Raw genomic sequence first — 11107 nt, 5'->3', positions numbered from 1 at the left:
CCATGCCACCGCACGCCACCCCGCCGCTGCTGCCGATGCAATGGAGCAGCGCCTACATCTCGTATTGGTCGCCGATGCGGGAAGACGACGAGGTCACTTCCGGCTATTGCTGGTTCGACTATGCCCGCGACATTTGCCGCATCGACGGCCTGTTCAATCCCTGGTCGGAAAAGGAGACGGGACACCGGCTCTGGATGTCGGAAATCGGCGACGCCAGGCGCGGACAAAGCCGCAAACAGAAAGTCGCTTATGCCAGGGAGGCGGAGCCGGCCGGCGTGAAGCTGTACGAGCGGGCGCTGGCCGATGAGGTCACGCCCTTCCACGAGCTGTTCCTGCCGCAGGCGATCCTGATCGACGGCGAAGCGCGTCATGACGGCCGCCACACGGTGCTGGGCCAGGCGGCCGACGCCTGGGTGGTGGAGCGGCCGGGCAAAGCCGCCTCGGTGTTCTATCTCCAGGCCGGCGGCAATCACTTGCTGCGCATGGTCACCGGCAACGACGCGCAGCATCAGTCGGTACGCGACTTTCCGAACTTCCTTGCCGGCGACATCGCGGCCAGCGTTTTCGTGTCGGAATAAAACGACATTCCGTCCCGTCAAACGGCCAATCAGCCCGGCGCACGACCTGCGCCGCCGGCTTTCCAGGGATGGCCCCACCGGCCATCCCTACCGATCATTCCAGTTTCAGCCATTACTCTCGAAGGAATCCTGTATGCCGTTGGTTGTCTACATTCTCGGGTTGACGATTTTCTCGATCACCACGTCGGAATTCATGGTGGCGGGCATGATGCCGTCACTGGCCCAGGCGATGGGCGTGTCGTTGGCCCAGATCGGTTACCTGATCTCGCTGTACGCCATCGGCATGGTCATCGGCGGCCCCCTGACCACGGTCGCCTTGCTCAAGCTGCGCGTACCGAATAAACAGGCATTGCTGTGGATGCTGGGCCTGTACGCCATTGCCCAATCCGTCGCGGCCTCGGCCACCGGTTACGACATCATGGCCATCGCACGGGTTGCCACCGGCGTCGCCGGGTCGGCCTGCTTTGGCATGTCGCTGGCGATCTGTGCCGACCTGGTGCGCCCTGAATCGCGCGGCCGCGCCGCGGCGGTCGTCATCGGCGGGCTGATGCTGGCCTCGGTCCTGGGCGTGCCGATGGCCACGCTCATCGACCAGCACATGGGCTGGCGCGCCAGCTTCTGGCTGGTGGTGGTGCTGGCGGCAGCGTGCATGCTGCTGATTGCCTTCCTGGTGCCGCGCTCCAAGCCGTCCGAAGCGGTCAGCCTCGGCGACGAACTGGGCGAGTTCAAGAATCCCCATCTGTGGACGGCCTATGCCAGCAGTGGACTGATCATCGGCGCGACCTTCGCGGCCTTCAGCTACTACACGCCGATCCTGACCGGGATTACCGGTTTTCCGTCTTCCTCGATTCCATGGCTGCTGGGTGTCTACGGCATCGCGAACGTGGTGGGCAATGGCGTGGTGGGTCGTTTTGCGGACCAGTACACCATCCCCATCATGGTCGGGGGCATGATGCTCCTGGGCATCAGCCTGACGCTGTTCGCCCTCTTCGCCGACCATAAAACGATCAGCGTTGCGATGCTGGTCGTCACTGGCCTGGTTGGCATGTCCATGAATCCCGCCATCATCGCGCGCGTGATGAAGACCGTGCGTCCCGGGCCACTGGTGAACACCGTTCACACATCGGTCATCAACATCGGGCTGGGCGTCGGGTCGTGGATAGGCGGCCTGGGGATTGCCGCGGGCTGGGGCTTGCGCTCGCCGCTGTGGGTCGGTGTCGCGCTCTCACTCCTTGCACTTCTCAGCTTGCTGCCTTACCTCGGGCAAAAGTCGCGCGATGCGGATGCTGTGGCATTCGGAAGAAGCTAGGGACATGAGGCTGACCATGGCGCATGCCGCCATGGTGTCGACGTTCAGCCGAAGCGCGCCTGGTAGTCGCTCGGCACCACGCCCAGCTGCGCGGCAAAGGCGCGGCGCAGGTTGTACTCGTTGCCGAAGCCGCTCTGGCTGGCGGCGCGCTTGACCGTCATGCCGGGGCGTTCGAGCAGGCCGCAGGCCGCCTCCATGCGCAGCCGCAGCAGCAGCTGCCCCGGCGACAGGTTGGCCGCCTGACGCAGCCGGCGGTGCAGGGTCCGCACCGACAGCGCGCACGCGGCCGCCATCTGGTCGACGTCGATCTGCTGCCGCAGGCGCGGCCTGAGCCAGGCGATCAGCCGGGCATGCACGTCCTGCGGATCGGCCTGCGCCAACAGCTGGGAACTGAACTGGCGCTGGCCGCCCGGCCGCTTGAAGAACACCACCATCCGCTTCGCCACCGCCAGGCCGGCGGCGTGCCCCCGGTCTTCCGCCACCAGACTGAGCGCCAGGTCCATGCCGGCGGCGATGCCGGCCGAGGTGTACAGCGGACCATCCTTGATATAGATCGCGTCGTCGTGCACATCGATGGCCGGAAATTGCGCCTGCAGCGCAGCCGCGTCGAGCCAGTGCGTCACGGCGCGGCGGCCGTCGAGCAGGCCGGCGTGCGCCAGCACAAAGGCGCCGCTACACACCGCGCAGCAGCGCCCTACGCGGCCGGCCGCACGCGCCACCCAGCGCACCATGGCCGGGTCATGCGCGCCGTCCGCTTCCTCCATGCCGCGTCCACCTGAGACGATCAGGGTCGACCCGGCCAGGTTGCGCCCCGCCGCCGGCAGCGGCGCGGTCAGCACCGTCACGCCGCACGTGGAGGTCACCGGACCACCGCCGGGCGCGATCATGCGGATCCGGTAAGGCTGCGGAAGGCCCGCATCGCGCGCCTCGTCGTTGGCGCTGCCAAAGACCTGGGCGGGGCCGGTCGCGTCCAGGAGTACGAAGCCGGGGAACACCAGCAGCCAGATATCGATCGTTTTCATATGGCAGATATTCCACTATCAATGTCATTTATGTCAATCCTGGCCGTGACATGATGGACCTGTTACTAACGGAGGCAATATGACACGCACCATCGGTATTTATGTGTATGACGACGTTGAAGTACTCGATTTCGCCGGTCCCTACGAAGTGTTCACCTGCGCCACGCGCGTTGCCGCCAGGACGATGGCGCACGCCGCACCGCCGTTCCGGGTGCGCACGGTCGGCGCCACCACGGCGATGCTGCGCGCCCGGGCCGGCCTGAGCGTGCTGCCGGAAGCCGACTTTGCCGGCGCCGGCGACATCGATGTGCTGATCGTGCCCGGCGGCGTGGTCACGGCCGAAATGTCGAAGCCGGACGTGATTGCCTGGATCGCCGCCACCGCCAGGGCGTCGGAACTGACCGCGTCGGTCTGCACCGGCACCTTCCTGCTGGCGCAGGCCGGCCTGCTCGACGATCAGGAGGCGACCACGCACTGGGAAGACGTGGCCGATCTGCGCGCCGCGTTCCCGCAGCTGCGCGTCCTGGCGGAGCGGCGCTGGATCGACAACGGCGCCATCGTCACCTCCGGCGGCATTTCAGCCGGCATCGACATGTCGCTGCACCTGGTCGAACGGCTGGCGGGGCGCGAGCTGGCCGTGCGCACCGCGCGCCAGATGGATTACGACTGGAACCAGGGATGAGGATCACGCGATGAAGATCATATGCAGCAAGGATTACACCGGCGCGCGCGCCTGGGAGGCGCAGCTGATCGCCGTCATGCAGGACGCCACCGTGCGGCTGCACTGGACCGACCAGCCCTACCCCTGGCATGTCAACGACGGCGACGAAGTGTTCGCGGTACTCGATGGCGAAGTGGCGATGCACTATCGTGAAAATGGCTGCGAGCTGGTGGCGCACCTGCGCGCCGGCGATATCTTTTACGCCGCCGAAGGCGATGCTCACAGCGCGCACCCACGGGGACAGGCGCGCATCCTCGTCATCGAGCGCGCCGGCAGCGTTTGAGCCAGGCGCCATGGCCGGTCAGTGGCGCCACTGGACGGTCAGTTCGGCGTGGCGCCGCTCGCCCAGCAGGTACTGGCTGTCGCCGTACGAGGTGCTGGCGTACAGTTTGTCGGCGAGGTTGCGCAAGTTCAGCTGTACCAGCACATGGCGGCTGACCTGCCAGCCCAGGGTGGCGTCCAGCGTCGTATAGGCCGCAAGCGACTGCGTGTTGCCATTGTCGATGAAGCGCTGGCCGACGTAGCGCGCACCGGTGCCGGCGCGCCAGCCGCCGGCGCGGTAACTGAGCCAGAGATTGGCCGAGGACTTCGGCGCCCCGGCGGGTCGCTTGCCGGCCCGCGACGCGTTGCCGCTTTCGATCAGCCGGTCGAAGGCGGCGTCGGTGTAGACGCCATTCGCGTCCAGGCGCCATGCCGGCGCGAGGGCCACGCTGGCGCTCAACTCCGCCCCCTGCGACGATTGCGCGCCGCCCTGGACCGACAAGGCCGGGTTGGACGGGTCGCGCGTGATGATGTCATCCTTGCGAATGCGGTACAGCGCCGCGGTCCACTGCGCCTTGCCGCCGGTCAGCGACTGTTTCAGGCCGGTTTCAACCTGGCGCGACCGGGTCAGTTTATAGGCGCTGTTGGCCAGGTTCAGCGACAGCAGGCTGGTGACCGGATCGCTGCCGCTGCTGAGCTGGCCGTACAGGGAGGTGTCGTCCCCGAGTTTCCAGGTCAGGCCGAGCCGCACGGCGGTCGACTGCAGCGTCGAGGTGAAGCCGGCCGCCCCCAGCAGGCTGACGCGCCCGACCTTGTAACGATCATTGCGCAGGCCTGCCAGCAGCAACAGCGTCTCGCTGAGCGCATAGGAGTCTTCAGCATACAGCGCATTGCTGCGGGTGCGGGTTGTGAAATTCGGGCGCAAGAGGTCGGGGCTGTCGAACCGGCCCGGGTTGAACCCGGTCGGCGCCACGCTGGAGGCACCGCCGTACGGCGCGTTGTTGGTGTGGGTGAAATTGATGGTGGCCGCTTCCCACCCGGCAACGACCCGGTTGGCCCCGGCATTCCAGCGCGCTTCGAGGCGGTTGCCGCTTTGTTCCTGATCATGGCCGATGGCGATGTAATCGCTGCGCTCGACCACCTTCGCTTGCGGGTCATAATCATAGGTTTCGGCATTGCGCCAGTGGCGGCGCGCTTTCATATACACGAGTTCGTCGGTGACGGTGAGGGCCGGCGATACGCGCCAGCTAAGGCGGACCAGCGCCTTGTCGTCGTCGAAGCCGATGTCGGCGTCGCCCACGTTGTAGTTTTGCTTGCGCAGTGCGCGCGCCAGAGCGCCATTGATCAGCGGTGTGCCGAAGTAGCGCTGCGGTTTCTGTTCCAGATGGTCGAGCTGCATGGCAAGGTCGATGGCGGGCGTCAAGGCATAGGCCAGGCTGGTGAGTACCTTGCCGTGGCGCGCATTGCCCCGCTCGATCAGCCCGTCGCTGCGGTCCGCATAGGCGTCGACACGGAATGCGCCGCTCTCCCCCAGCGCACCGGTGACGCCGACGCCGGCGCGCAGGGCGCGCCCGCCGCCGATGCCGGCCATCGCTTCGAGCGAGGTGGCGCCTGCCGGCGCCTTGCGCACGGCATTGATGGTGGCGCCGGTGGTACCGCTGCCGTGGACCACCGAACCCGGGCCGCGCAGCACTTCGATGTACTCATAACCCCACGGATCGGACGGATAGGTTGCCGTGCCCGAGCCCACCTGCGGGCGCTGGCCGTTTTCCAGGATGGCGATGGCGCTATTGCCGCTGAAACCGCGCGCCGCGTAGCCGATGCCGTTGCCGGGCGAGCTGATATCGGTCAGGCCGGTGGTGCGGGTGACGGCATCCTTGAGCCGCACATCGCCGCGCGCTTCGATGCTGGCCGCGCCGAGCGACTCGACGCTGGCAGGCACGTCCTGCGCCGTCAGATCGAGCCGGCTGGCAGTGGCGTTCTGACGCTTCAGCCCCAGGCCCTCATCCTCGGCGGCGGCTTGAATGGTCACAGTCGGCATCACCGTGGTTTGCCCGGCCCAGGCAGCGGACGCGCACAGGAGTGCGACGGCGGCGACGATGGGGCGGATGGGGTTAGGACGAGTTTGGCTGGAATGCATCATGGAAGCGTCTGACATAGTAAATGACCGGGTCCCCGGCGGTGAAAGTTCGCGAAGGCGCACGCCCCCGCCACGGCACGCGCCACGCGCCAAGGGCGAACGGATACGCGTACGCCATTGGCGTGCGATTGCATCAGCAAAAAGAAAAAAGGACGAATAACTAACAGGCAACACCACACCCCGGGCGTTGCGCATGCATCGTGACTGGCCGGTCTTCTGGCTCGCCTTCATCCTTCCCTGGTCTTGCCTTCCCATGCGATGCACAGTGGCGTTCGATCAAAGTCGTCAGGCTTACAGCAGCGGGGGCTGCGCCGGACTGGCGCGAGATGAAAATCTCGTGCGTCACCGGCTTCCCGTTTCACCCTCCGGCCGACAAGCGGGAGGGCACCATTCACGTATTGGGGCGCATTTTACATTCGACAAAGCACATTTGTCACCCTATTGCTGCGCTGACGCGGGCGCACCGGGCCGCAGCGGCGCTGGCGGCGAGCGCTGGCGTCCGGCCAGGTTCCGGCACCGGCCAGCGCTGTGCGGGTCATGGCCGCCGTAGGGTGATCGCACTACACATTTACAACAAATTCACGCATTTTCAATATTTTATGTACAACACGAATGCTTAATTAGCACTGTTGTTCGTATTTGAAATACATTAAGAACACCGAGCTCAGGCTTACTGAATAGTCAGCCTGCATGCTGGGACCCACTATAAAGGAGACACTACATGAGCATTCGCTTTCGTCGTTCCTTGCACACTTTACTACCCGCACTCGCACTATTGGTCTCGTATTCAGAGGCAGCCGCCAGTACCATCAACCAGAACGCCTCGTGGACCATCGACCGGGCCGGCACTTCCACCAAGTACCGCTCCGTCGCCTACGGGGACTCGATCTATGCGGGTTTCAACGGCTCCGTCACCAGCGCGGCCAAATACGCGGCGCCAACGGTGAACGCGGAATACCTCTCTGCGCAGTGGGGCACGGACATCGAAAGCGTGCGCCGCACCAAGTCCGGTGCGATTGCCGAAGACGTGTACAACAATAAAATCGTGGCTGAGCGCTCGTACATGCAAGCCAGCAACACTCGCGTCGTCACCTTCGAGATGTGCGGCAACGATGGCTTGCAGGCGCGCGCCAGCTTCAAGAGCCAGACCGGCACCTGCAATTACAGCGGACTGACCGCGGCGGAAAATAGCTGCAAGAAGTACGTCACGGCCGCGATGGACTATATTAATGCCAACGCCTATGCGGGTGTGAAGCTGAAAGTGATCTCCAACCTGCACTACCCGGGCTATGCGGTGGACAATGTGCAGAGTACCTGCAAGGATGCCGCTACCGGCGCCACCGTGAAAATGCAGGACAAGTTCCTGCCCGCCCTGGCGCGGATGAACTTCATGATGTGCGACGTCGCGCGGCAAAAAGGCTTCCAGTGCGCGGACAACTTCGCCCAGTACATGGGCGCCGACTACGATAGCAACGGCGACGGCCGGATCGACGCCGAGGGGCTGCGCTATGTGAGCGGCGAGAGCGAAGCGAGCTATGTCAACCGCCTCACATCGGCACTGCGCTCGACGATCCGCGACGCCAACACGCACTTCGTATCGTCAAGCAGCAGCTACGATTACATCCAGTCGGACGACACCCACCCGACCTACAACGGCAGCACCTTCAGTTCCGGCCTGTTCGGCAGCACCACGGGCAGCGGCGCGCCCCGCTACACCACGTTTAGCGGCGGCAAGAGCCCGATCTGGAATCAGTACGGCCACGAGCGCATCGGCTGGGCGGTATCGACCTACAATCCGGCCACGCCGTAACTGCCAGGCGCCGATCCTTGGATACGCCTCCGCGTTCCAGGCCGGCAGCGGCCAGCAGCGAGAACAGCGCTGCTGGCCATGCCTGGGGCCCATCCCGGGGCCGCATTGCCATCGCGGTGTTGCTCTGCATCGCCGGCGGCGTCATGCTCACGCTCCTGTGGATGCCATCGCGCCGCGCGAGCGACGTCGCCGCCACGCCGGCGCCGTTGCCTGCGCAGGCGATGCCGCCGGCCCAGGCCCCGGTCCCGGCCACCGTGCCCGGCGCGCCGGACAGCACCATCCCGCGCAAGGAACAGGCGCGTGCGCCCGAGGGCGACGCCGACCCCACGCCCGACCTCAAAAGCTACGTTGCGCGCGGCGAGAATCCCAGCATGGCCGAAGTCATCGAACGTCTGCACCAGCGCGGCATCCACTCCGGCCTGGGCGCCTTTTCGCCGCCGGGAACCAGTCCGCCGCTGGTCGGGCTGGCGGTTCCCGAGGACTTTGTTTTACCGAAGGGCTACGTGCGCCATCACCAGGCAACCGATGACGGCCAGCGCATCGAAGCGGTCCTGATGTTCGCGCCCGACTTTCAATTGCTCGACGCTGCCGGCAAGAGCGTCGCCATGCCCAAAAACGGCATCGTGCCGCCCGAACTGGCGCCGCCCGGCATGCCGATCCGGCGCATCGTCATCCCCCCGGCAATCGCACAGACACGGCCTGGCCGCTGAACACCATGACCCTATTGTCCAATCCGGCAGTACGCACCGCGGGGGGCATCCTCGCCAGTGGCGCCATGGTGGCGCTGTACGCGCGCGGCGGCGCGGCCTGGGTGCTCGGTTTCGTGCTGCTGGTGCCGTGGCTGCGCAACCTCGACACCAGCCCCACGCTGGCCACGGCGCTGCTGCGTGCCTACCTCATGACGCTGGCCTTCACGGCGGCCGCTTTCGCCTGGTTCGGCATCGCGCTCGGGCTGTATGCGCAGGTTGGCGCGGCCACCGGCGTGGCGCTGCTGCTGCTCGCCGCTCCGCTGTTCCAGCCACAATTTCTGGTCTTCGCGCTGGTGCGCCACATCACAAGGCATCGCTACGGCGCCGTGTTGGGCGCGCTGGCGGGCGCTGCGGCCTGGGCAGCGATGCAACGGCTGGTGCCCGGACTGCTCGGTGACACAATTGGCCACGGGCTCTATCCATCGCGCTTGCTGCGCCAGGGCGCCGATGTGGGCGGTACCGCCGGCCTGACCGTTCTGCTCCTGCTGGCCAACGAAGGCGTTGCGGCGGCGCTGGCGCGGCGCAGCGGCGGCCTGCGCGCGATCGCCAGGCCGCTCGCGCTGGCCGCGCTGGTGCCCGTGCTCCTGGCCGGCTATGGCCTGGCTGTGCTGTCCGCCAGCCCCGGCCCCGCGGGCAAGCCGCTGCGCATGGGATTGATACAATCGAACATCGTCGCCTACGACCGCCAGCGCCAGGAAAAGGGAACGCACGCGGTAGTGCGCGAGGTGCTCGATACGCACTTCGCGATGAGCTACGACGCTGTGGTACGGCAGCAAGCGGATGCGGTCCTGTGGCCGGAGACCGCCTACCCCACCACGTTCGGCAATCCAAAGAGCGAAGCCGGCGCCGAATTCGACCGTGAAATACTGGCCATCGTCAATTCGGCCGGCGTGCCGTTCGTCTTCGGCACCTACGATCGCGACAGCGCCGGCGAATACAACGCAGCCGCGTTCGTGCAGCCCGGCACCGGCCTGATGGGCTTTTATCGCAAGACGCGTCTGTTTCCACTCACCGAATACGTCCCGGCCTGGCTGGACGGACCGCTGTTGCGGCGCTGGTTGCCGTGGACTGGCGACTGGCGGCCTGGTAACGGTGCACGCGTGTTTCCATTGCGCCTGGCCGACGGACGCGAGATTCCGGTACTGCCCCTGATCTGCCTCGACGATGTCGATACAAATCTCGCCATCGATGGCGCCCGGCTCGGCGCGCAGGCGATCCTCACGATGTCGAACGATTCCTGGTTCACGGCGACCGCGCTGGGTGCGGAAATGCACCAGGTCGCGGCGGCATTTCGCAGCATTGAAACGCGCCTGCCGCAATTTCGCGCCACCACCAACGGCTTTAGCGCCGCCATCGACGCCACCGGCAGCGTGCTCGCAGGCACGCGCATGGGCGAACGCACCCTCGTGATCGCCGATGTGCCGGTGCGCATCCCGAGGCGCACGCTGATGGTGCTCTGGGGCGACTGGGTCGGGCTCGCCGCCAGCGCCTTCCTGGTGGTGCTGGCGGCATGGTCGGTCTCCCCATCGTGGCGCCGCACCGCGCACGCTCCGGCGCCGGCGCGCCCTGGAGTGCTCGAGCCGGTCAAGGTCGCTGTATTGCCGCCCGCCGCCCGCATCGTTGCGGGCCTGTTGCGTACCTTCGCGCGCGGCAGCCTGCTCTGGATGTGCGCGGCACTGCTGCTGGACGATGCCTTGCGCACCAACACGCTGGCGCAAGTCCGGATCTTTTCCGCTTTCTTCCTTGTTCCTGAAGCCGCCGCGTGGGGCGTGCTGTTCCTTTTTTCAGCAAAGGCATCGATCGCCAATGGCCACCTGTTGCTGACACGCGACGCACGGCGCCTGGAGCTCGCGCTGTGCGACATCGCCGCGATGCAGTGCTGGCGCCTGCCCATTCCCTGCCCCGGGATCTCGTTGCAGCTCGCTTGCGGGCGGCGCTATGCACTCGCGCTGGACAACCCGGGCGTCCTCGCCGCTGCGCTGGTAGCCGCCGGCGGGCCTCCGGTGAAGGCGCGCACGCGGACGGTGATTCAGGCGTATGCGCAAGCGGGCCTGGCGATCCGGCGCTCGCGGCTCGATCATCCGTTCGCCAAATTTGTCCTGCTTCCGCTTGCGCTTGCGATTCCCGCTTTCCACCTGCACCAGCATATTTCCTACGGCAGCGCTTTCGGCGAGTACTACAGTTTCGGCCTGAGGGCGTACCTCACCGCCTTCGCTTTGTGGTGGGCCGCATGGTCGATCGGTGTGGTGCTGAGCGAGGCGCTGCTGCGCTCGGCGATTGAAGCCGCTACGCTGCTGGCGGCATGGTTGCGCCCCGCGCGCGCGATCGATATCCGGCAGCGGCTCGAACGCGGTGGCCACGTTGCGCTTTTTCTCGGCCTGCCTGCGTGGCTGCTGTTGACCGTCTACCGCGCGTAGGAAACGTGATCGAAGCCGGCCGGGTCACGTGTCGATCTCGCCCGCGCCCTTGCATCATCTGCTAAACTCGATCGCTGCTGTGTCCCATAACCCGTTGCGC

9 protein-coding genes and 1 riboswitch are annotated in these 11107 nt (G+C 66.1%); of the genes, 7 read left to right on the top strand and 2 right to left on the bottom strand.

Going from position 1 to position 11107, the window contains the following annotated elements; all coding sequences use genetic code 11:
- Positions 1–2: 2 nt before the first annotated feature.
- Both vioE and CR152_RS21685 read left to right on the top strand, forming a co-directional pair.
- On the top strand, positions 3–578 hold the full coding sequence (gene vioE / locus CR152_RS21690) for a violacein biosynthesis enzyme VioE (protein ID WP_099878413.1): 576 nt from the start codon (positions 3–5) through the stop codon (positions 576–578).
- A 133-nt stretch (positions 579–711) separates the two neighbouring features.
- Positions 712–1887, top strand: a complete 1176-nt coding sequence (locus CR152_RS21685) for an MFS transporter (RefSeq protein ID WP_099878409.1) — start codon at positions 712–714, stop codon at positions 1885–1887.
- A 44-nt stretch (positions 1888–1931) separates the two neighbouring features.
- Here the strand turns inward: CR152_RS21685 and CR152_RS21680 are convergent, their stop codons facing one another.
- Entirely contained in the window at positions 1932–2909 is a 978-nt protein-coding gene (locus CR152_RS21680) for a GlxA family transcriptional regulator (RefSeq protein WP_099878406.1), read from the bottom strand.
- Between the two features lie 79 nt (positions 2910–2988).
- Between CR152_RS21680 and CR152_RS21675 the strand changes: the two genes are divergently transcribed.
- On the top strand, positions 2989–3591 hold the full coding sequence (locus CR152_RS21675) for a DJ-1/PfpI family protein (protein ID WP_099878403.1): 603 nt from the start codon (positions 2989–2991) through the stop codon (positions 3589–3591).
- Between the two features lie 10 nt (positions 3592–3601).
- Positions 3602–3913, top strand: a complete 312-nt coding sequence (locus tag CR152_RS21670) for a cupin domain-containing protein (protein ID WP_099878400.1) — start codon at positions 3602–3604, stop codon at positions 3911–3913.
- An 18-nt stretch (positions 3914–3931) separates the two neighbouring features.
- Here CR152_RS21670 and CR152_RS21665 read toward each other — a convergent pair whose 3' ends face one another.
- On the bottom strand, positions 3932–6034 hold the full coding sequence (locus CR152_RS21665) for a TonB-dependent receptor (protein WP_157778646.1): 2103 nt from the start codon (positions 6032–6034) through the stop codon (positions 3932–3934).
- Between the two features lie 186 nt (positions 6035–6220).
- A riboswitch (cobalamin riboswitch) is annotated at positions 6221–6438 on the bottom strand.
- A 314-nt stretch (positions 6439–6752) separates the two neighbouring features.
- Here CR152_RS21665 and CR152_RS21660 point away from each other — a divergent pair.
- The 3 genes from CR152_RS21660 to lnt are packed head-to-tail and all read left to right on the top strand — an operon-like array spanning position 6753 to position 11007.
- On the top strand, positions 6753–7841 hold the full coding sequence (locus CR152_RS21660; protein ID WP_099878395.1) for a hypothetical protein: 1089 nt from the start codon (positions 6753–6755) through the stop codon (positions 7839–7841).
- Positions 7842–7858: 17 nt separating this feature from the next.
- Positions 7859–8551: a hypothetical protein gene (locus CR152_RS21655; RefSeq protein ID WP_229413497.1), complete on the top strand. Its 693-nt coding sequence runs from the start codon at positions 7859–7861 to the stop codon at positions 8549–8551.
- Positions 8552–8556: 5 nt separating this feature from the next.
- Positions 8557–11007 carry an apolipoprotein N-acyltransferase gene (lnt, locus tag CR152_RS21650; RefSeq protein WP_099878393.1) on the top strand — a complete coding sequence of 817 codons (2451 nt, stop codon included), beginning with the start codon at positions 8557–8559 and terminating at the stop codon, positions 11005–11007.
- The last annotated feature ends 100 nt before the right edge of the window (positions 11008–11107 follow it).

Source organism: Massilia violaceinigra, from assembly GCF_002752675.1.
Taxonomy (GTDB): domain Bacteria; phylum Pseudomonadota; class Gammaproteobacteria; order Burkholderiales; family Burkholderiaceae_D; genus Telluria_A; species Telluria_A violaceinigra.
This window is presented reverse-complemented; position numbering and strand designations above follow the sequence as displayed.

Excerpts from the sequence above, each read along its gene's own strand:
- vioE (WP_099878413.1), top strand. The coding sequence starts at position 3 with ATGCCACCGCACGCCACCCCGCCGCTGCTGCCGATGCAATGGAGCAGC.
- CR152_RS21660 (WP_099878395.1), top strand. The coding sequence starts at position 6,753 with ATGAGCATTCGCTTTCGTCGTTCCTTGCACACTTTACTACCCGCACTC.
- CR152_RS21685 (WP_099878409.1), top strand. The coding sequence starts at position 712 with ATGCCGTTGGTTGTCTACATTCTCGGGTTGACGATTTTCTCGATCACC.
- CR152_RS21670 (WP_099878400.1), top strand. The coding sequence starts at position 3,602 with ATGAAGATCATATGCAGCAAGGATTACACCGGCGCGCGCGCCTGGGAG.
- CR152_RS21675 (WP_099878403.1), top strand. The coding sequence starts at position 2,989 with ATGACACGCACCATCGGTATTTATGTGTATGACGACGTTGAAGTACTC.
- CR152_RS21665 (WP_157778646.1), bottom strand. The coding sequence starts at position 6,034 with ATGATGCATTCCAGCCAAACTCGTCCTAACCCCATCCGCCCCATCGTC.
- lnt (WP_099878393.1), top strand. The coding sequence starts at position 8,557 with ATGACCCTATTGTCCAATCCGGCAGTACGCACCGCGGGGGGCATCCTC.
- CR152_RS21680 (WP_099878406.1), bottom strand. The coding sequence starts at position 2,909 with ATGAAAACGATCGATATCTGGCTGCTGGTGTTCCCCGGCTTCGTACTC.